The organism is Veillonella tobetsuensis (assembly GCF_001078375.1).
GTDB lineage: Bacteria > Bacillota > Negativicutes > Veillonellales > Veillonellaceae > Veillonella > Veillonella tobetsuensis.
On sequence record NZ_BBXI01000002.1, the window covers coordinates 194971 to 215727 of the forward strand.

Below are 20757 nucleotides of genomic sequence, written 5' to 3' on the forward strand. Positions count from 1 at the left end.
TAGCTCTTTGCTTTCCTTGCTACAAAACTTGTTCAACGTCTTCTTTAAATAAAATATGATTAACGGAACGGCGACTATTAATATGAAACCGCCGTTTTACATATGCTAAAGCCCTTCGGTAGCGTCCGAAGGGCTTTGTTAGTTGTAGTATTATTTTGTGTTTTTGTCAGTTGTTTGTGTACGTTTAACCTTGATAAGAGGTTCGTCCTTTGTAGTAGTCTTTGTATTAGATTCTACTTTTGTAGTCACCTTGTCAGATGGTGGCAAGAATGTATTAATTCCGTTTGTATGCACTACATCTGTATTTGTTGTAGATTGAAGTTGCATGCGTTGTGGAGCAATAAAGATTTCATCCTTCGTGATTTTTACATCATTTAATAATAATTTGAAGACATTAGGGCTAACGAATAATTGACCATCTATCATGCGTGGTGTAGGTAGCATAGATTCGGATGTATCAAGGTTGATAATTTGCAACTTGCCTTTTCTCACGATTTGCGCTTGATCTGGCTGGATAGCTAGTGTGGCAATGCTCATATCTACCAATGCCGTTTTTGTTGGTGTGTCCCACGCCACCTTATAGCCTAATGCTTCTGATACTTGTCGTAATGCTACGAGCGGTTGGCCGTTTACATAGGCTACGTTTTGATGGTCCTTCACCGGTTCTAATACCTTGCCATCCACGTTAATATGATGTTGTGTCGTTACGGACGCAGGTTTCTCTAGATTTTGAGCTGGCGCAGGTGTTTCCATGCCGATTGCTGCATGTGCTGGCTGTGCCATGCCTACTGTGAAAGCTAGCGCACCTAGAGCGATGCTAGATAAAATAAGCTGTTTTAATTTCATAAGGGACCTCCATAAGGTGTTATATCGTTTTGAATGTATTAATATTACTAAATGTATATGAATATTTTATTATAAATTTTAATTTGATGCAATTAATAATACAACTATATAAGTTGTTAATTTATTTTGCATAAACCATAAATTTAATAATAGTTTGCGCTTTACAAAAAAACTTTAATTATGCTGTTCTGTTGATAGAAAAAATTATGATTTAATCATGATTGGTAAAATTACTATTGAGGATAATAGTGCAGACTCTGTCAAGGATAATATTAAAGCTGTTGGTGGAACGATTTCAGGTAAAATAGTCAATTTAGTAGCTTCTAATGATGTATTTTTACAAGCAGCAATGAATACAAGTGAAAAACTTGAAAATGCTAAGAGTAAAGGTTGGTCTGTTGGGGCTAATATTAGTGTTGCTGGCGGCGGTATACTAGATTTTGAGGCAAGTGCTAATGCTGTAAAAGAAAAGCGTAATATGAGCTCAAGCAATGGAAAAATGAAAAGTAATTATGTAATTATTACTGATCAAGCTGCTATTTCAAATGGTACAATAGAAGTACGAGACTCTGATTTTAATATTCAAACACTGTCCCGAGATACAAAAGAGAGTTTAAATAAGCTTGATGAAATCTTCGATAAAAAGAAAATTGAAGAACGTCAAGAATTATCTAAATTATTAGCAAAAGAGAAACCTGATGTAGCTCAAATCTTAAGTGCACTACTAGGTGCTGCAGGAGCTAAAGCTGATGCTTATTATGATACTGAGAAGAGAAAGGGAAAAATTAAGTTTGGTCTTGCAGGGGGCTATTATGGAGGAGCTCTTGGTGTAGTTATTGAAGAAAATGAAGATCAGAAAAAGAATCGTAAGAATTAATAGGAGCATTTAAAATGTTTTTAAAGATTTATAATTATTTTGTGAGAGGCGTTGTACTTTTCTTTCTTATAATTATCCCTTTTACTATTGTTACAAATCCTGAAATGATTGAGGATGAAGTCGATTTTTATTTTTTTGTTACTGTATATATTGTAATCCTTTTGATCTACGTGGTATGGACCTATATTTATAACTATTTAAGTCGTAAAAGGAGTTAGTATTTGTGCATATTCATTTGCCCTTAGTTTGCGTAGTTATCTTTTACTCGGCAATTGTTCTCTATTGGATTATATATAGGATACTTTTAAGAAAAAAACTTTCACCATTACTAGTATCTTTAATTGCTAATTCTAATTATGGTTTTATGAAAGTTATCTCTTGGGCAATAATTATTACATACCCCTTCATGCTATTTAGCATGTTTTATTTCTTAGATTACATAGCCGTGCCAATTGTTATGGCTTGGTTTTTACAACCTGTTTTAATTGCAGCTACATTATTTAGACAACCGCTACATTGTCGCTATTATGAATGGGCTAGAAAAAAACAAATGTATGTAGTGTGGATTGTATTCTTTTATTTATTAGCGGTTCTAGGTTTATTGAAATTCTATGATTTTTTGTAGCGTTTAAGTTGTAAAGAGAAAAGCATATTTCTATTATTTATAGTCAAGAGAGAAATAGTCATGTCTGTTAATAATAAAAATTTTTTTAAAGCTATATATATGTTTATTGTTCTTTTTATATTGGATGCAGCTCTTGTATATTCGCTACTTCAGTCAGGAGATGGGCCGTATCGTAAGATAGATGCTATAGCCTGTTTTGGGGCTATTAATGCGATATTTATATATGTAAATATTGAGGAGATAAAAGTCATTTATAGATATATAAAGGAAGACCGCTTTGTGGAAGGTATAAAAAAGGCTGTACGTTTATTGAAATATAGTAAAACTAGTTATTTTGCCCGTATATCAAGTATAATTATAGGCATTTGTTTTATTGGTTGGGGCATACAAGTTGAAAGTGGTATATTGATAAAACTAATCGCATTTACTATTGGTGGTATTAATCTTTGGAGAGCAATATAGTTATTATTTTAGAGAATCTTAATCTATTAATTACGTATATAGAAACGTAAGTATAATGAGGTTGAACCTCTTATGATATAATTAAGTATTATATGAATTATTTAATATATCTAATTATAGAATGTATAGAAAGAGGTTCCTTATGGCATCCGGCAGATCTGAAAAAGAGTTACAAGGGGTAACGATGTTAGGTCACAAGACCGATTACCCTACTGATTATGCACCACAGGTGTTAGAGGCGTTTGATAACAAACACCCAGACAATGATTATTTTGTAAAATTTAACTGCCCTGAGTTCACAAGCTTGTGCCCTATGACAGGTCAACCAGACTTTGCGACAATCTACATTTCTTACGTACCAGATAAGAAAATGGTGGAGTCCAAATCTTTGAAATTATATCTATTTAGTTTCCGCAATCACGGGGACTTTCACGAGGACTGCATTAATATCATCATGAAGGATTTGATTAAGTTGATGAATCCTAAGTACATCGAAGTGTGGGGCAAGTTTACACCGCGTGGTGGTTTATCTATTGATCCATATGCAAACTACGGCAAGCCTGGTACAGACTGGGAAAAGACAGCGAAAGAGCGCCTTCATTTCCACGATATGCAGCCTGAACGCGTAGCGTACCGTTAAGATGAATTACGAATTTATAGCGGTCATCTCGGCATTCATATTTTGCTTTGTATTTGGCCTGTTGTTGTCATTACATCCAGCAGCGCTCGTCGTTGGTAGTCATAGTTCACTACATACATACAGCCGATGGACACGGTGGAGCGCTTACATAGCGTTGATACTATTAGTATTGCGTATCGACATGGCTGTTACAGACTGTATGGTGCCATCTAGTTGGCTATTTAGTGAATGGTTTCAACTTGTCACTATTGGTATATTTGCTCTTGTCCTATTACAAACATTAGGATTGGTAGATATTACACATGGGGAACGTTATATTCAGTTCTATTTTTTGCAAATGGAGCAAGGGCATAGTTCAAACTCTTGGATAGAACGATATTTACGCAAGTATCATGGTCAAGTGGCAGGGGCTTTGGTAAATTATGGTTATGTTCTATGGATGACATGGCGTTCTATGTGGCCTGCCATCTTGGTGCTATTGTGGTATAAATTATGGGCCGTTGAGGTAAATGGCTTGCTTTCACCAATTATATCTAGAAAAGAGCATATGCCAGATGTGGTTTCTTATTTGATATTAAATCCACATATTGTAACGTATACCTTGGCTGGTTTCTTATGGGGGTATATTGTATTATCTGAACGAAAGAACATCATCTTATATGGCAATAGTAGGGCTTTCCAGTTTGTGCTCTCTAGGCTTGTAGTTATCGTGGGAAGTCTTTTATGGATAGGAATCGCCGTTGCTATTATGACGGTGCCTATTACGTGGGATTCGGTGATTAACACGCTTAGTAAGATACGATAAACTCAGTTATTTCCTATAAACTGCGGACTTTAAAGACCCTCAAAATTCTTGACAGATATATTCCTAGGTGTTACAGTAGGAATATATCTATAGAGTGTACAAATGATTATACCCGGTGTATAGTTTGGTGATAGATGAAACCGTGACTTACGCCCTTGGGAGTATCCAAGGGCGTTTTCTTTTTAATGCCTAAGAGAGATAGGCTAGGTAAGTAGATATGGAGTAGTTATAATGCAAGGTTTGCGTGAATTATGGGGGAAAATTCAATATAATATTCAACGTGTAATGGATTCTGACCCAGCCGCATCAAATGTATGGATGGTTTTATGGACCTATCCTCATATTACAGCTTTGTTTTGGCATTTCTTTGCACATCGTCTCTATAAAGCGGGATGGCCTACATTGGCACGCCGTATAGCACTTCATTCTCGTCATGTAACAGGCATTGAAATTCATCCAGGAGCTACCATTGGTCGAGGCTTATTTATTGACCATGGTATGGGTGTTGTTATAGGTGAAACGGCTATTGTAGGGGATAATGTAACATTATTTCATCAAGTAACTTTAGGTGGTATGTCCTCTAAAAAGGTGAAACGCCATCCAACTATAGAAGATGAAGTGCTTATCGGTACAGGTACGAAAATTTTAGGGGATATTACGATTGGGGCACGCACCAAAATTGGATGTAATCTTGTTATTAAACACGATATTCCTAAAGATATGGTCATCTTTGAAACGGATCCTGAAAATATGTATGTGCGCAAACCTCGGAGAAGTGCGAACAATGGGGCGTCTACTGACAGTCCTTATCCAGAAAACTACATAGAGTACTATATATAAATAGACTGGCTTAGACCTCTTGCTGTTAGATGCATATCTGATGGTAAGAGGTTTTTTGTTTCATAAAAGTATTATTGAAATAATCGATAAAGTTATTGACAAGGAAAATCATTATTGGTATTATAATCTTGTAATCAATATTGATTACAAATTACAAAAATAAATAACAAACATAAAAGCCGACTAGATTTATCCTGATGTTAGGATAAATAGTAATTGAGAATTAAATGAAAAAGGAGTAATTATTATGAAAAACGTACAACAAGTAAATCAATATTTAGCAGATCTTTCCGTATGGAATGTAAAATTACACAATCTTCATTTCAACGTAACTGGTCCACAATTCAAATCTATCCATGAATACTTGGAATCCATTTATGATGAAGCGTTTGAATACTTTGATGCCGTAGCTGAACATGTAAAGATGCAAGGTGAATTCCCATTGGTAAACTCTGCTGAATATGCTAAATTAGCAAAAATTGGTGAGCTAGGTCAAGAAGATGTTCCTCAACATAAAGTTATTGAAATTTTACTTCACGACTTCAAATATATGAAGGATCAAGCTGCTGCTATTCGTAAGGCCGCTGGTGAAGAAGATAACTTCTTGCTTTCCAACATGATGGAAGACCACATTGCATATTATGTAAAACAAATTTGGTTCATCGAATCTATGTTGAAATAATTCAATTGACAATGCCTTATTGGGTATGATATGATTACCCAGTAAAGCATGGAGGATTACTCAAGAGGCTGAAGAGGACGGTTTGCTAAATCGTTAGGGCGGGTTACCGTCGCTAGGGTTCGAATCCCTAATCCTCCGCCATGCTGAGCCCTCACATCGTCTGATGTGAGGGCTTTTTTTATAGTAAGAAAAGGGATAGAGTTGACGTATTCATATCTGATTGATTATAATAGATTGTATAAAATTTAATTTAAGGAGACTCTTATGAATACAATATATACACATCGCTTAACAATGATTCGCCGTGCTTTAAGTGTTGGTGCATTATGTTTAGTCGCAACTTTAGGTACAGTTCATGCTAATAGTGTGGAAATCCCTAGTGCACGACCTGTAGTAGATGGTATTAGCTTTGATACAGATGATGTTAAAGTTTCTTCATCTTCACATCGTGTAAGTCAAGATGTGATAACCCCAAATGATTGGACGTATACAGCGCTGCAAACACTTATAAAACATGGGGCCATTACAGATACACATGGCTTTGTTTTTGATGGCAGTACTAGTTATACAAAAGATGAGTTGATGCCTCTTATTGATGAAGTGGTAGAAAAGCGGGAGCAAATGAACGAAAATGACCGTCAATTTGCATTGCGCATCTATCAGGAGAATATGCGTGAGGTAATGGATTACCGCATTGCACGGGATAAGAAAATTACAGAAGAACGACGCCAAAAATTAGAGGAAAAAAGAGCTAGAAAATCTGACAAGACAAAAGTATCAGCGGCCCAACAAGAGGCTCTTGATAAAGCTAATGATGAGGTAGCAAAACCTGAAGAGCGCGCGTTAACAGATGAGCAAATCAAAGAAAAAATGAAGAAATTTAAGATTGATGACTCCCGCGTTAAAGTAAAGAATGATGTGCGTATTCGCTATACTGGATCAAAGGATAATAAGTCTAAATCAGATGCTCGTATGCAAACGGAGATAACATTTAAGTTATAAGTCTATAACTCTATAACTCTAGAGTTTGTTTAAGCCATTGCTACTGGTAGATGTTACCAGTAGCAATGGCATTTTTGTATCTACTTATAAAAGCCCTGATATAGTATATTCTTAGGAATAAAATATGATACAATAAAAGATAGAATTTAATTTGCTGGTATAGCAGTTTATATATGTATTTTAGGAGGCTTTCATGGCAACAGAAAAAGAAACTCATATTTTAAATGCCCCATTACAATCTGATTATAACGAGGTTGTTCGCGATATCGGTGAGGAGTTATTGGCTCGCCTTAATATTGAACCAGATGGCACGATTATCGACATGTTCCAAACAGGTTCTCTCGATCCTTGGCAATTATTTGTGTTCTTCTCTGCGTTGGAACATGCATTAATGGAGTTTAGAACGGATAAACGCAAGAAAACAGTTATCGTTCACGCACAACCTGAGGCTCTCATTGGTACAGGTGCAGTTGTGACACCCGTATCTACCATGTTAGAGCATATTTTGATGGCTCGTGTCAGCGATATGAGTGAAGGCCGTTTGGAAACAGGATTGCTTACTGTTTCTGGTGAAAGCATCGATTACGAAGGGGTTAACCTCAAAGGTCGCCACGTGGTTATCGTGTGTGATGTTCATGACAATGAATCTCCATACTTAGCAGAATGTATTAAATTATGTAAAGAAATGAAGGCTACACATGTTGTGGCAGTTCCTCTTATGTTGTGGAATCCTGATTTAATCGATAACCTAACAGAGGAAACTCTTAAGGCGGAATTATCCCATGAAAATCGTCCTCTCTCCTAGTAAGACAAAAACGATTTCCCCTGTTGTAACGGTCAAGGTTCCATTAGAGGCTGAATTTCAACCAAAAATTACGAAAAAGATTCTAACACATGTGCAGTCTCTTGATGTGGTAGCTCTTGGCAAGGCTCTCAAGCTCAAGGCTGATAAGGCGCAGGACCTCTATGACTTCTATCTAGACTTTGAGGCGCAGCCAGTAGGTCGTGCTTGTGAAAGCTACGATGGCATTGCCTTTAAATATTTAGACTGGGCAGGGCTATCTAATGAGGCTAGGGCGTTTGGTGAACATCATCTCGCTATCATGTCTGCGTTATATGGCGTTGTAGAGCCTACGATGGGCATCAGAGACTATCGATTAGATATGGTCGATAAGGTAGGGATTAATTTATATGAAACTTGGCGTGAAGCGGTAGATGCATACTTTCACAAGGAAGATTGGATCCTAAACCTAGCATCTAAAGAATACGCCAAAATGGTAAACCATCCTAAGGTGGTAACCGTTGAATTTTGGGAATTACGAGGCGATACATTTAAACAGATGAGTACGTCCTCCAAAATGAGTCGTGGTATGATGGCACACGCATGTTTGACGAACCACGTGAAGCATGTGCGAGATTTACCACGCGAAATTAATGGATTTATCTGCGTTACTGATATTGAATCCATTACGATACCAAGCGAATCGATGACGGTTCGTTACGAAAGGAAGTGATTGTTTGCAAGTGCAAGACATTCTCGGAAAAGACCTTGTCGGCGATGAATGGCTGACTGAGGAAGAATTGCGATTTCTCATATCTGTAACTGATGAAGACGAGTTGCAGTTAATATATAAAAAGGCTTACGAAGTGAAGGCGAAATATGTAAAGCCTGTAGCGTATTATCGGGGTCTCATCGAGTTTTCGAACCGATGCATTAAGAATTGTAATTACTGCGGTATCCGTCGTGAAAATGACAAGACGGAACGCTTTGATATGAATCGTGAAGATATCATCAAGATGGCACAGTGGGCGTATGACCATGAATATGGTTCTATTACGCTACAATCTGGTGAACGCAGTGATGATATATTTGTCGATTATGTGGTAGATCTCATTCGCGATATTAAGGCCATCGGCGATGGTTCTCTAGGCATTACGATGTGCGTAGGGGAACAAAGCGAAGAGGCGTACCGCCGCATGCGTGAAGCCGGTGCGAGCCGTTACTTATTGCGCATTGAAACAACAAATAAAGAGCTATACTACAAGATTCATCCTCAAGATGAATTGCATTCCTTTGAAACGCGCGTAGAATGTTTACGTCGTTTGCGCCGCGTAGGCTTCCAAGTAGGTACGGGCGTTATGATCGGCCTGCCTGGTCAAACGGAGGAAGATTTAGTGAACGATATTTTGTTCTATCGCGACATGGATATCGACATGATCGGTATGGGTCCTTATGTAGTGCATCACGACACGCCATTAGGCCAAGAGGCTCTAGCTATGGGCATCGATGACAAAGAAGGTAAGCTCCGCCGCGTTCAACTAGGCCTTAAGATGATTGCGTTGACTCGTTTATTCTTGAAAGACGTAAACATTGCGGCTACCACAGCGTTGCAAGCGCTCGATAAACTAGGCCGTGAAAAAGGTTTAGCCGCTGGAGCGAATATCTTGATGCCTATCATTACGATTCCAGAACACCGTGCAAAATATTTGCTATACGATAATAAACCTTGCGTAGATGACAATGCAGAACAATGTAAAGACTGCTTAACACGTCGCGTTATGTCCATCGGTGACACTGTAGGTTGGAAACAAAATGGGGATTCTAAACATTACGGTAAACGGACAGGATCCTTTTAGTTGTATAATAGTCCTCTTTTTTCGATAAAAGTTTTTTTCGGAAAAAGAGGATTTTTATATTCTAGCGTCGAAACAATATAGCAAGAACACCAAATAGTTTCTTATAAGGAGGCGATTCCGATGAAAGAATATAGTAGTGATCAGATTCGTAACGTAGCTGTAGTGTCCCATGATGGGGCAGGGAAAACTGCTCTTGTTGAATCTTTATTATTAACCTCTGGTGCTGTTGACTTTGTAGGTAAAGGCCAAGATAACAAACATATTATGGACTTTGAACCTGAAGAAATTAAACGTAATGTAACAATCCAGTTGGGCATGGCACCATGTGAGTGGCATGACCACAAGGTTAATTTTATTGACACTCCTGGCTACAATGAATTCCATGGTGAAGTTCGTGCTGCATTGCGTGCTTGTGATGGCATGCTTATGGTATTGTCTGCTACAACTGGTGTTGAAACAGATACAGTACGTGCTTGGGATTATGCTGTTGAGTTGCAAATGCCACGTATGGCATTTATTAACAAAATGGACGTTGATGGCGCCGATTTCTTTGGCACTATTGAACGTATGCGTGAACTATTTGGCAAGGCAATTATGCCACTTCAAATTCCAATTGGCGAAGGTGCCAATTTTGAAGGTGTTATAGACGTAGCTAAAATGACTGCGTTTACTTATAAGGACGGCCAACCAACAGAAATCGCTGTACCAGCTCACCTTATCGAAAAGGCTCAAGAAATACGGGAAATGACCGTAGAGGCCGCGGCTGAAGGTAGCGATGAATTGTTGGAAAAATATTTAGAAGGCGAAGAGCTTTCATTAGAAGAAATTCGTCAAGGTCTACGCGAAGGGATGATTAGTGGCCGTGTGTGCCCAATCATGTGTGGTAGTGCCACATCTCGGATTGGCTTAGATCAAGTATTGGACCGAATGATTCGGTATATGCCAGATGCTGCTAAAAAGGTTATGACTGCTGTTGAAGCAGGGTCCGATGAACCAGTTGTGGTACATGTAGATAAACCATTAACAGCATTTGTGTTTAAAACATTGCTTGACCCATTCGCAGGCAAACAAAGTTTTGTACGTATCTTCTCTGGTGAACTTAAGGAAGGCGATAAGCTTTTCAATGTAAATCAAGGTGCCGAAGAAAAATGGAGTAAGATGGTTACCCTTATTGGGAAGCAACAAATTCCAGTATCTGCTGCTAAAGCTGGCGATATCGTAGTGATACCGAAATTAGCTAATGCAAAAACAGGCGATACTTTGACAACTCCTGATTTTAAAGTGAAGTACGACCCAATTCGTTTCCCTCAACCTTTGTATACTGTGGCTTTAGAACCAACGAAAAAAGGTGAGGAGGAAAAATTAGCGGGTGCTGTTTTAAAAGTAGCTGAAGAAGATCCAACTTGTGTAGTTGTGAAAAATCCAGAAGCACGTCAATTACAAATTGACTGCATGGGTGAGGTGCATTTAGAACACATTCTCAACAAGATTGACCGTAAATACGGCGTACAAGCTAAACTTGTAAAACCATATATTCCATATCGTGAAACTATTAAGGGTTCTGCAGAAACAGAATCAAAATATAAAAAGCAAAGTGGCGGTCATGGTCAATATGGTCATGTTAAAATTCAAGTTGACCCATTGTTTGATGGTCAAGAGTTTGCCTTTGTAGATAAGATTTTTGGTGGTGCTGTACCAAAACAATATATACCAGCAGTGGAAAAGGGTGCCAAAGAAACCCTAGATAAAGGCTTAATTGCGGGATATCCTATGATTGGCGTGCAAGTGACACTCTTGGATGGATCTTACCATACTGTAGACTCCTCAGAGTTAGCATTTAAAGTAGCTACGTCACAGGCTATCAAGGATGTAATTCCTAAGGCGAAACCAGTCCTATTAGAACCAATCTATGAAGTTAACGTGTTTGCACCAGATGCTTTCATGGGTGACATTATGGGTGATCTAAATAGCCGTCGAGGTCGCGTATTAGGCATGGAACAAAGTGAAAGAACAGGTATATCTGTTGTTAAAGCACAAGTACCATTGGCAGAAATGTCAGACTATGTAACTGTATTGCGTTCCATGACGCAAGGACAAGGCGTATTTAATCGTCAGTTCTACAGTTATGAAGAGGTTCCTCACAAACAAGCAGATGAAATAATTGCTGCTTTCCAGGAACAAGATTAATGTAAAAACTGTCCACGAAGTTAATTTCATTGAGAATTGACATTTTACTAACAACTTCATATACAACTAAATATAAAACTTAATATAAAACTTAATATACAATTTCATATGTATAACAATCATTGACGTAAGTCATAAATTTGAATAGTACTTTACGAACCCTCCATATATGTAGCGTATGGAGGGTTTGTTTTGCGTAATCCTATATGGAAGCCAAGGCGCATATGTGCTACCATAGAAGTATAAAATCAATACAAATAGATTAATAATTAATCGTATGTATGGTGTTATATGCACTATGGTTTATATAGAAAGGATGTACCTATGTTTTTTTCAAGTATACATGCAGATTATACAAAAATGGGATACCCTGCAGCCATCGTTCGTGCTCTTGATTTCTTAAAGCACACAGATTTAAAAGCCTTATCTGGAGGTCGTCATGCTATCGAGGGCGATATGATGTACGCCAATGTAGATGATGTGGAAACAAAATTATTTGAAACCACAAAGCCAGAGTCTCATAAAAATTATGTAGATATTCAATTTATGGTGAGTGGCGAAGAAAACATGGGCTTTTTTGTAGACCATGGGCGAGTACAACCGATTGAATCATATCCCGAACGAGATTGCTATTTCTACCCTAACGAATCTGTTGATGAAGGGACTATTTATTGTCCAGAAGGGTATTATACGGTTTTCTTTCCCTCTGATATCCATCGTCCTCTGCTAGCTGTTAACGATAAGCCTATTAGTATTCGTAAGGTTGTTGTTAAGGTCCATGTATCTCTACTAGGTGAATAAGTACCATGAAGCGATATGAAGTTATAGGTATTGTCTTAACCTTGCTAGGGGCTATCGTTTGGGGGGTGTCTGGTACATCGGTCCAATTTTTAGGAAACTTCCGCAACATGAATTTAGAGTGGCTTATTACCATGCGATTGATAACGGCTGGACTTTTGACCGTACTCTATGCGTGGTTTAGACAAGGAAACTACGTATTCCATGTGTTTCGTAGCGCTAGAGATACGTTAGGTCTTATAATTTTTGGCGTTTTTGGCATGGCATTATGTCAGTATACATATTTTAGAGCTATTGTTCTTGCTGGGGCAGGCATTGCAACGGTATTACAATATTTAGCACCATCTATGATTATCATTTATATGTTAATGAGGTATGGAAAACGGCCGTCTCGTGGTGAAATTATTTCCGTCATACTCGCATTGGTCGGTACTATTTGTTTAATGGGGAACGATGGATTCTCTTTTGAAAGCTTTCGTGGTGATGTTTTATTCTGGGGCTTATTATCTGCCGTGGGCGTAGCTGTATATAGTGTTTCCCCTGTACGATTACTAGCAACCTACGGGACAATTCCTATTGTAGGTTTTGGTATGCTCATTAGTGGTCTCGTAGCAGCAGTTTTATTTCATCAGCCCCATTCTTACGCAGTATGGGATGTGTGGACTATCGTAGGATGCTTTAATGTAGTATTCCTTGGTACTATCGTATCCTTTAATGCCTACCTAGAAGGGGTTAAGCGGATTGGTGCTGTTTCAGGGGCTATCCTATCATCTGTTGAGCCTATTTCGGCTGCCTTCCTTGGATGGGCCTTATTGGGCAATCAATTTAACTGGATTGGTATCTTAGGGATGGCCATGATTATTGCAACTGTTATTATCATTGCTCTTGAACGACGTAAACCGCAGCCTAAAAGGACTGAAAATACGAATACTGTTTAATGTGAAAGGTTTCTGTTCTATGTGTTGTAGAATGGGGGCCTTTTTGTTATCATGATACATATTATGAAAGCATTTGTAAGCGGAGGATGTATGGAAGAGAAACAGTGGATAGGCATGGGGCTCGCCATTATGGGAGCGCTCTTTTGGGGGCTTTCAGGCACGTCAGTACAATTCCTTGAGAGTGCAAAACATTTAAATGTAGAGTGGCTATTAGAGGTCCGTTTGCTAGTAGCCGGCATCTTGACAATAATGATTGCTTATATGCAAGATGGAAAACGTATCTTTGATATATTTAAGAACGCAAAAGACTTTGGCAAATTGCTCATATTCGGTATACTGGGCATTGCGTTGGCACAATATACATACTTTAGAGCTATCGCTATTTCTGGGGTTGGTGTTGCTACGGTATTACAGTATGTGGCGCCTACGATGATTATTATTTATCTATTTCTGCGGTACTTTAAAAAGCCATCGATACCAGAGCTGTTTTGTATTGTGTTGGCCATGGTGGGTACAGTTTGTATCGTCAAGCAAGAAGGTTTAGATATTTCCTCCTTTAATGGGGAAGCGATGTTCTGGGGATTGGTGTCTGCTGCAAGTATATGCGTGTACACATTACAACCAATAGAACTACTTAAAAAATATGGCACCACATCTATAGTGGGATTTGCCATGTTTATCTGTGGTATTTTATCTGTAGCTGTTTTCCAACAAATTGAATCGGAAGTAATTTGGGATGGCATGACCTGGCTCGGTTTATTCACGATTATAATTCTAGGCACCGTTGTATCCTTTAATGCATATATAGAAGGTGTGCGGCGCATAGGAGCAGTGCAAGGTTCTATCTTATCTTCATTAGAGCCAATCTCGGCAGCCATATTTGGATGGGCCTTACTGGGTAATGGATTTACTTTGGTAGGTATATTCGGGATGTTCTGTATCATCGCTACCGTATTTATTATTGCCTGGGATCGACAACGACAACTTAAACGAGATGTATTGGAAAAACTTAATAAAGAAGAAATTGCTTAGATTCAATGAGTCTTAAACATAAATTGATTACTTTTAAAACCTATATAGCTATGATTATCATATTTTGTCATAGTAATATAGGTTTTTGTCATTTTATGTAAGGTGGTATTCGATTTATACTGTATACATAGTTCCGTTTGTTGACTATTCCTACAGCTATTCATATAGTAGAAGTAGATAGATTTAGCTTTATTAAGGAGATAATTATGGACATTAAGGAATTTGTACAACAGCGTCGTGATGCGTTTATAGCTATGCGCCGCGATTTTCATATGTATCCAGAGCCAGCGTGGCTTGAGTACCGCTCTGCAGCCAAGGTTGCAGATAAACTCATTTCATTGGGCTATAATGTGGCATTGGGCTCAGAAGTGCTCGATTTAAACTCTCGTATGGGATTACCTAGTGATGAAGTGATGAAAGCCGCTATGGATCGTGCCATCGATGAGGGAGCTAATCCAGAACTTGTAGAAAAGATGGGCTATGGTAAAACTGCTATAGTAGCAACTATGAAGTTTAGTGATGACGGTCCTGTTGTCGCATTTCGTGCTGATATGGACTCTAATGATGTAATTGAGTCCAATGAGGCTTGTCATATTCCTGCAAAAAGTGGCTTCCGTTCTTGTCATGATAAGGCGATGCATGCTTGTGGTCATGATACACATATGACAATGGGACTTGGCTTGGCAGAATATGTGGCAACCCACAAGGATAATTTTAAGGGTACCATTAAGCTCATATTCCAACCAGCTGAGGAAGGTGTACGCGGTGCTAAGGCGATGGCCGAGGCAGGTGTCGTAGATGATGTGGATTTAATGTTCGGTATGCATATTGGATTTAATGAAAAATTATCTAACTGCTTTGCTTGCAGTGATCATGGATTTTTGGCGACTACAAAACTTGATGCCGTATTCCACGGATATTCTGCTCATGCTGGTGGATCTCCTGAGAAAGCACAGAATGCCATGCTTGCAGGGTGTACAGCGGTTCTTAATTTACAAGCTATTGCACGCCATAGCCAAGGTGCGTCTCGCATGAATGTTGGTGTGTTTGAAAGTGGTACAGGCCGTAATGTTACACCTGATGTGGCGGTTCTTAAGCTGGAAACGCGCGGAGCTACAACAGAAATCAACGATTATATGATTGAACGTGCCAAAACTATTATCAAAAGCGCTGCAGAAATGCATGATTGCACTTTTGAAATTACGAAGCAAGGTGAAACACCGGCTGGACGTATCAGTGATGATTTAGCTAGCGAAGTACAAGGGATTATTGAACCATTAGGTATTTTTAAAGAGGTTCCGTTTGATTATAGCGGTGGTGGCAGCGAAGACTGTGCGTACTTCTTAAATCGCGTTATCGATCGTGGCGGTCGCGCAACATATATGGTGTTAGGTTCTGCCATTAAGGCGCCTCATCATAATCCATTATTCGATATTGATGAAGAAGATATGTTAAACGGCATTGTTGCATTATCTGCTATTGCAGAGCATTATTTAAAATAACTTCTACATATTAGTTTTGAGGAGTATATATGATTCAAAAAGAACGATTAGCTAAAGATTTTGAGGCGATGGCACGATTGACGGATGTTGGAGACGGCATTAATCGTTTAGCCTTTACCGATGCTGATTGGGCAGGACGTCAATATATTGTAGACCGTATGATTGATGCGGGGCTCACAGTTGAAGCAGATGGATTTGGCAATGTTATCGGTTATAAAGCTGGTAAAAATCCTGATTTACCAGTGGTCATGGTGGGATCTCACACCGATAGTGTTCCTAATGGGGGCAATTATGATGGTGTGGTTGGCGTATTATCTGCCATAGAAGCAGTACGTAGCATGACAGAGGATAATGTTGAACACGATCATACCATTGCAGTAGTAGTTTTTATGTGTGAAGAATCTAGTCGCTTTGGGGCAGCTACATTGGGGAGTAAAGCGATGCGCGGTGAACTAACACTCGATGATTTGCACCGATTGGTAGACAAAAAAGGTATATCTATATATGAGGCCTTACAATCACGGAATCTTAATCCTGATGGTATTGAAACTATGGAATATACACGACCTGTAAAAGCTTTCACAGAAATCCATATCGAGCAAGGTAAAGTGTTAGAACACGAGCAGAAAAAGATTGGTATTGTTACGGGCATAGCGGCGCCTGAACGTTTTTATGTAACGATTAGAGGTAATGCGGATCATAGTGGAGCGACGCCAATGAAATTGCGACACGATGCGCTATGTGGGGCTTCAAAGGTTATCTTAGGGATAGAGGAGATTGCATCTATGCAAGAGGAACCACCAGTGGTGGGAACCGTGGGGGTTGTTGAAGTTATTCCTGGTGCGATGAATGTCATTCCTGGGGCTGTAAAACTAGGTGTGGATATTCGTAGTATTTCTAAGGTAGCTCGTGATTCTGTGGTGACATTAATTAAAGAGTTTATTGATGTTATCTGTGAGAAACGTGGCTTATCGTATACTATTGAGCCGATAGCGCAAGACCATCCTGTGGCTATGCATCCGGCAATGATTCGAGAAATCGAGGGTGCAGTTAAAGCAGTAGATGTAGAGTATATGACTATGCCAAGCGGCGCTGGACATGATGCGATGCACTGGGCTGATGTGGTCCCTACAGGGATGATTTTTATACCGTGTCGTGAAGGTATTAGTCATAATCCAGCTGAATTTGCGGACCTGGCTGACATCATAACGGGTGCTAAGGTACTAGATACAGTACTTAGAAAACTTAGTTTAGAAACAACAAAACTTGTGTAAGTTGATATCAATTGATATCAATATGTGTAATGGTGTATTTCAGATATACGATTGAATAGAGCGGTTGTAACTATTCTGAACTGAAATTACACGGATTGGAGAGAATATGGTTATAGCTGGTATTGTTATTGTAGTGGTGACATTCATTGCCATTATTAAACAGTTTGAAACGCGGCTTGTATTATTATTATCGGGCTTATTAATGTGTTTTATTGGTGGACAACTTGGTGCTGGTACGACGGCATTTGTGAAAGAGCTTATAAACCCAGGTCTTGTACCAACCATTTGTACTGTGCTTGGTTTTAGTTATGTTATGGAGTATACAAAATGTACAGAGCATATGGTATATTTCATCGCTGCAGGCCTTAAAAAGATGACTAAGATCATCATCCCTGGTGCTGTTATTATTACGTTCTTAATCAACATTGCGTTGCCTACAGCAGCCGGTTGTGCGGCGGCAGTAGGTGCACTTTTGATTCCTGCACTTATTCGTGCTGGTGTACATCCAGCGATGGCAGGTTCTGCCATTTTCTTAGGTACTTGGGGTAGTGCATTGAGCCCTGGGCTTATGTTTAACCCTCAAGTAGCACAACTCGCCGGTGAAGACGTAATGACCGTTATTGCGAGCTTCTCTATGCAAGCTATTATTGGCATTGTAGTGGCAGCTATTTTGCTTAATATCGTTGCCATTGTTAAGAAAGAGCATACTGGTTATGTAGTAAAAGGTTCTAATGCGGAGGAAGGCAAAGCATTTAAAGTGAACTATCTCTATGCTATTATTCCGATTATTCCTCTAGTATTACTTGTACTCGGTAGTAAACAAGTAGCAGTGATTCCAGAAATTTCTGTTCCTGTATCTATGCTCATTGGTACAGCTATTGGTATTATTGCTGTACGTCCGAATGTAACGGAAGCAGTTAAGAAATTCTTCCGCGGTACTGGCGATGGCATGTGTGATGTAGTCGGTCTTATGGCTGCTGCTGCATGCTTCACAGCTGGTATGCAACTTATTGGTCTTACAAATGCCCTTATTGATGGTATGAAAAACTCTCAACAAATCGCCCAAATCGGTGCAGCCTTTGGTCCATTCTTATTAGCAGTTATCTCTGGTTCTGGTAATGCGGCAGCTCTTGCATTTAACGGAGCTGTAACACCGCATGCGGCAGACTTTGGCTATGGCATTATGCAACTCGGCTCCATGGCTCAATTGGGTGCTGGTATCGGCCGTAGCATGAGCCCAGTAGCAGGTGCAGGTATCATCATTGCTGGCCTTGCAGGTATTAACCCTATGGAAATGGCAAAACGCAATGCGGTACCATGTATTGTTGCTACAGTAGTGATTATGCTCTTGTTACTATGATTAGATTAAAATGTAGCTGTAAAACTATAAATTCATAAATCACAGGTGTATTAAAGACGTTAAATCTTAGAATACATAATAAAAGAACCCCATTAGATCAAACCGGTCTTTGTGGGGTTCTTGTTGTATTGTACGTATATTATTTTAGTTTAAGGCCAATCCAGAGCGCGGAAATAATAAATAATCCGCCACTAGCCCAGAATAGTGTAGTAAAGCCTAGCCATGCCATAAGACTAGCACCACCGACTGCACCTAGGAAATAACCTAGGAATAAACAGGACTGATTATAAGAGAATACTTGACCTGTAAACTCACGAGGAGTTTTAGATGAAAGATAGGTATTTAATGCTGGTAACATGCCACCTAAACCAAAGCCTTGTAAGAATCGAATGATGGCGAGTTGGTATACATCAGAAACATAGGCTTGAGGAATATTCAAGATACCTACGTATATTAGAGAAATAACTAATACTTTACGAGGCCCGATTTTATCGACTAGTTTGCCAAGCGGAGAGCTACTGATTAATTGGGCGATACCCATTGCTGAGAAGACTGCACCTGCAATAAAGGCTATATTTTCCGTGTTACTAGGTAGAATCCCTTTGATATAAACGGAGATAACAGGTTGCAAGGACATGATACAAATAGCATAAATAAAAGATGCCACACATAAAGCTATAATACTATTGAATTCAGGGATTTGCTCTTTCAGTTTACTAATTGATAGCTTTTCAACATTATCTTTTGGTACATAATCTTCGTGGATAAACACAGTGGCTAATAAACCAGCCAAGCCCATGATGATGCCTACGATGATAAAATCATTGCGAATACCTACGGTGTCCGCAATGTAGCCACCTAATAAAGGACCAATCAATGAACCTGCAAGGTTAGCAGAGGCTAATAGTCCTAAGGCCCATCCGGTACGTTCAATTGGCGATTCCGAAGCAATTAGCGTGATAGATGCTGAGTAAAAACCGCTAACAAGACCTTGAATTAAGCGAATCAGAACAACTCCTTCTGGTGTTGTCTGAAAGGCGATTAAAATATTACATAATGCCATGCCAAAGCTAGATCGTATTAACGTGATTTTACGTCCTCTTTTATCGGCAATGCGTCCCCAAAAGGGTGCTGCTAAACATACGATTATATATGTGGCCCCTGTAGCCAAGCCAGACCATAGTGACATGGCCTCCGGTGTTTGTACACCTAAATCGTGAAAGTACAAAGGTAGAATTGGTGCTAATTGGCTTACCCCAAAGGCGATACAAAATACACAGACTAAGCTAATGTATACCGTTCGTTTCCACGTTTCCATAAAAACTCCTAAATCGATAAATGAATACTAATATATAATATATAATTTATAGTATAACGTGATATAGGTTGTTATGCATTATAAATATTAGAAAAATAATATATAATCAGATATAATTGTAATACAAGTAATACGGATTGAAGAGAGTGGATAGAATTAATTTAATACTATGATTTTGGAGGTGAGCATATGGCAATGATTTCATTACGTATTAGTTCAGATGAAGAAAAACTATTACAAACCTATTTAGCCGCACATAACTTAAATATTTCATCGTTCATTAGACAAGTCGTGTTTGATAAGATTGAAGATGACTTAGCACTAGATGAAAAGCGTATTTTGCGGGCTCGTAATCGGATTAATAAAGAAAAACATTACTCCCATGAGGAAGTTTGGAAAGAACTGGGGGTATAGAAAATGTACGAGGTTATATTTACTGATTCGGCATTAAAAGAATTGAAGAAGTTAGATAAACCGGTAGTACGAGTTATAAAAAACTGGGTTGTTAAGAACCTTGTTGATTGTGTTGATCCGAGAATGCATGGAAAACCATTAAAAGGCAATCTTAAAGGTGTTTGGCGCTATCGTGTAGGGGATTATCGGCTCTTTGCAGATATTCAAGATGATAAACTTGTTATCTTTTTATTTGAAGTAGCACATAGGAAAGAAATCTACAAATAAGTTTAGAAATTATAATGTTAGTTGAGATTTTTCTTGACTTTCATTCTATAGAAACATTATAATCAGATTATAATTTTATACTCGCCTGAAAGAAACCGATGAGGTGGAGATAAAAATAGGAAATGCACTCACAGAGAGCGGGATTAGCTGAGAACCCGTAGTACGCAGCTTATTAAATGGACCACCGAGGGCGCATGGAACAGAATGAACTTTCATTCCTAGTATGGTGCGACGTCACACGAGCGTTAGTC

The 20757-nt window shown here is 38.8% G+C and carries 21 protein-coding genes and 1 tRNA gene; 20 read left to right on the forward strand and 2 right to left on the reverse strand.

Annotated features, from left to right (window positions below; translation table 11 throughout):
- Positions 1-150 precede the first annotated feature (150 nt).
- Positions 151-846: a stalk domain-containing protein gene (locus VEI_RS00995; protein ID WP_059361361.1), complete on the reverse strand. Its 696-nt coding sequence runs from the start codon at positions 844-846 to the stop codon at positions 151-153.
- A gap of 217 nt (positions 847-1063) precedes the next feature.
- Here VEI_RS00995 and VEI_RS01000 point away from each other — a divergent pair, with 217 nt between their 5' ends.
- From VEI_RS01000 to dcuC, 18 genes are all read left to right on the forward strand, one after another.
- On the forward strand, positions 1064-1723 hold the full coding sequence (locus VEI_RS01000; protein WP_059361363.1) for a hemagglutinin repeat-containing protein: 660 nt from the start codon (positions 1064-1066) through the stop codon (positions 1721-1723).
- A gap of 685 nt (positions 1724-2408) precedes the next feature.
- Positions 2409-2810 (forward strand): hypothetical protein, encoded by a 402-nt coding sequence (locus tag VEI_RS01015; RefSeq protein ID WP_059361370.1) that lies wholly within the window; start codon positions 2409-2411, stop codon positions 2808-2810.
- A gap of 142 nt (positions 2811-2952) precedes the next feature.
- A complete protein-coding gene (queF, locus tag VEI_RS01020) occupies positions 2953-3450 on the forward strand; it encodes a preQ(1) synthase (RefSeq protein ID WP_005380022.1) in 498 nt (165 codons plus the stop codon).
- A 154-nt stretch (positions 3451-3604) separates the two neighbouring features.
- Positions 3605-4255, forward strand: coding sequence for a hypothetical protein (locus VEI_RS01025; RefSeq protein ID WP_223209307.1), 651 nt, complete (start codon positions 3605-3607; stop codon positions 4253-4255).
- A 228-nt stretch (positions 4256-4483) separates the two neighbouring features.
- The gene (gene epsC, locus VEI_RS01030) at positions 4484-5095 is read left to right on the forward strand and encodes a serine O-acetyltransferase EpsC (protein WP_059361374.1); all 612 of its coding nucleotides are present in this window, start codon (positions 4484-4486) and stop codon (positions 5093-5095) included.
- A gap of 247 nt (positions 5096-5342) precedes the next feature.
- Positions 5343-5777 (forward strand): Dps family protein, encoded by a 435-nt coding sequence (locus VEI_RS01035; RefSeq protein ID WP_059361376.1) that lies wholly within the window; start codon positions 5343-5345, stop codon positions 5775-5777.
- 50 nt (positions 5778-5827) lie between these two features.
- Positions 5828-5918, forward strand: a tRNA-Ser gene (locus VEI_RS01040).
- 123 nt (positions 5919-6041) lie between these two features.
- Positions 6042-6779: a hypothetical protein gene (locus VEI_RS01045; RefSeq protein WP_059361378.1), complete on the forward strand. Its 738-nt coding sequence runs from the start codon at positions 6042-6044 to the stop codon at positions 6777-6779.
- Between the two features lie 193 nt (positions 6780-6972).
- Positions 6973-7584, forward strand: a complete 612-nt coding sequence (locus VEI_RS01050; RefSeq protein ID WP_059361381.1) for a hypothetical protein — start codon at positions 6973-6975, stop codon at positions 7582-7584.
- Complete coding sequence (locus VEI_RS01055; RefSeq protein ID WP_059361385.1) at positions 7562-8293, forward strand: YaaA family protein; 732 nt, start codon at positions 7562-7564, stop codon at positions 8291-8293. The genes VEI_RS01050 and VEI_RS01055 overlap by 23 nt, the downstream gene beginning before the upstream one ends.
- 4 nt (positions 8294-8297) lie before the next feature.
- Positions 8298-9416, forward strand: coding sequence for a [FeFe] hydrogenase H-cluster radical SAM maturase HydE (hydE, locus tag VEI_RS01060; RefSeq protein WP_059361386.1), 1119 nt, complete (start codon positions 8298-8300; stop codon positions 9414-9416).
- Between the two features lie 120 nt (positions 9417-9536).
- A complete protein-coding gene (gene fusA / locus VEI_RS01065; protein ID WP_059361388.1) occupies positions 9537-11603 on the forward strand; it encodes an elongation factor G in 2067 nt (688 codons plus the stop codon).
- Positions 11604-11927: 324 nt separating this feature from the next.
- Positions 11928-12404 carry a YhcH/YjgK/YiaL family protein gene (locus VEI_RS01070; protein WP_059361390.1) on the forward strand — a complete coding sequence of 159 codons (477 nt, stop codon included), beginning with the start codon at positions 11928-11930 and terminating at the stop codon, positions 12402-12404.
- A gap of 5 nt (positions 12405-12409) precedes the next feature.
- On the forward strand, positions 12410-13339 hold the full coding sequence (locus VEI_RS01075; protein WP_059361392.1) for a DMT family transporter: 930 nt from the start codon (positions 12410-12412) through the stop codon (positions 13337-13339).
- Between the two features lie 90 nt (positions 13340-13429).
- Positions 13430-14371, forward strand: coding sequence for a DMT family transporter (locus VEI_RS01080; protein WP_059361394.1), 942 nt, complete (start codon positions 13430-13432; stop codon positions 14369-14371).
- 206 nt (positions 14372-14577) lie between these two features.
- Positions 14578-15873 (forward strand): amidohydrolase, encoded by a 1296-nt coding sequence (locus VEI_RS01085; protein ID WP_059361396.1) that lies wholly within the window; start codon positions 14578-14580, stop codon positions 15871-15873.
- A 29-nt stretch (positions 15874-15902) separates the two neighbouring features.
- Positions 15903-17147 carry a M20 family metallo-hydrolase gene (locus VEI_RS01090; RefSeq protein WP_059361398.1) on the forward strand — a complete coding sequence of 415 codons (1245 nt, stop codon included), beginning with the start codon at positions 15903-15905 and terminating at the stop codon, positions 17145-17147.
- A gap of 106 nt (positions 17148-17253) precedes the next feature.
- Positions 17254-18507, forward strand: a complete 1254-nt coding sequence (gene dcuC, locus VEI_RS01095; RefSeq protein ID WP_059361401.1) for a C4-dicarboxylate transporter DcuC — start codon at positions 17254-17256, stop codon at positions 18505-18507.
- A 139-nt stretch (positions 18508-18646) separates the two neighbouring features.
- Here the strand turns inward: dcuC and VEI_RS01100 are convergent, their stop codons facing one another.
- Positions 18647-19825 (reverse strand): MFS transporter, encoded by a 1179-nt coding sequence (locus VEI_RS01100; protein ID WP_059361403.1) that lies wholly within the window; start codon positions 19823-19825, stop codon positions 18647-18649.
- Between the two features lie 189 nt (positions 19826-20014).
- On the opposite strand from VEI_RS01100, the gene relB reads away from it, so the two are divergent.
- Positions 20015-20239, forward strand: a complete 225-nt coding sequence (relB, locus tag VEI_RS01105) for a type II toxin-antitoxin system RelB family antitoxin (RefSeq protein WP_059361405.1) — start codon at positions 20015-20017, stop codon at positions 20237-20239.
- 3 nt (positions 20240-20242) lie between these two features.
- Positions 20243-20506, forward strand: a complete 264-nt coding sequence (locus VEI_RS01110; RefSeq protein WP_059361407.1) for a type II toxin-antitoxin system RelE family toxin — start codon at positions 20243-20245, stop codon at positions 20504-20506.
- Positions 20507-20757: the final 251 nt, after the last annotated feature.

What these genes read in the sequence shown, in the direction of transcription:
- VEI_RS01045 (WP_059361378.1), top strand. Translation starts at nt 6,042, where the DNA reads ATGAATACAATATATACACATCGCTTAACAATGATTCGCCGTGCTTTA.
- VEI_RS01085 (WP_059361396.1), top strand. Translation starts at nt 14,578, where the DNA reads ATGGACATTAAGGAATTTGTACAACAGCGTCGTGATGCGTTTATAGCT.
- VEI_RS00995 (WP_059361361.1), bottom strand. Translation starts at nt 846, where the DNA reads ATGAAATTAAAACAGCTTATTTTATCTAGCATCGCTCTAGGTGCGCTA.
- VEI_RS01000 (WP_059361363.1), top strand. Translation starts at nt 1,064, where the DNA reads ATGATTGGTAAAATTACTATTGAGGATAATAGTGCAGACTCTGTCAAG.
- VEI_RS01015 (WP_059361370.1), top strand. Translation starts at nt 2,409, where the DNA reads ATGTCTGTTAATAATAAAAATTTTTTTAAAGCTATATATATGTTTATT.
- fusA (WP_059361388.1), top strand. Translation starts at nt 9,537, where the DNA reads ATGAAAGAATATAGTAGTGATCAGATTCGTAACGTAGCTGTAGTGTCC.
- dcuC (WP_059361401.1), top strand. Translation starts at nt 17,254, where the DNA reads ATGGTTATAGCTGGTATTGTTATTGTAGTGGTGACATTCATTGCCATT.
- relB (WP_059361405.1), top strand. Translation starts at nt 20,015, where the DNA reads ATGGCAATGATTTCATTACGTATTAGTTCAGATGAAGAAAAACTATTA.
- VEI_RS01080 (WP_059361394.1), top strand. Translation starts at nt 13,430, where the DNA reads ATGGAAGAGAAACAGTGGATAGGCATGGGGCTCGCCATTATGGGAGCG.
- VEI_RS01090 (WP_059361398.1), top strand. Translation starts at nt 15,903, where the DNA reads ATGATTCAAAAAGAACGATTAGCTAAAGATTTTGAGGCGATGGCACGA.
- VEI_RS01070 (WP_059361390.1), top strand. Translation starts at nt 11,928, where the DNA reads ATGTTTTTTTCAAGTATACATGCAGATTATACAAAAATGGGATACCCT.
- VEI_RS01110 (WP_059361407.1), top strand. Translation starts at nt 20,243, where the DNA reads ATGTACGAGGTTATATTTACTGATTCGGCATTAAAAGAATTGAAGAAG.
- VEI_RS01075 (WP_059361392.1), top strand. Translation starts at nt 12,410, where the DNA reads ATGAAGCGATATGAAGTTATAGGTATTGTCTTAACCTTGCTAGGGGCT.
- queF (WP_005380022.1), top strand. Translation starts at nt 2,953, where the DNA reads ATGGCATCCGGCAGATCTGAAAAAGAGTTACAAGGGGTAACGATGTTA.
- VEI_RS01055 (WP_059361385.1), top strand. Translation starts at nt 7,562, where the DNA reads ATGAAAATCGTCCTCTCTCCTAGTAAGACAAAAACGATTTCCCCTGTT.
- VEI_RS01100 (WP_059361403.1), bottom strand. Translation starts at nt 19,825, where the DNA reads ATGGAAACGTGGAAACGAACGGTATACATTAGCTTAGTCTGTGTATTT.
- VEI_RS01050 (WP_059361381.1), top strand. Translation starts at nt 6,973, where the DNA reads ATGGCAACAGAAAAAGAAACTCATATTTTAAATGCCCCATTACAATCT.
- VEI_RS01035 (WP_059361376.1), top strand. Translation starts at nt 5,343, where the DNA reads ATGAAAAACGTACAACAAGTAAATCAATATTTAGCAGATCTTTCCGTA.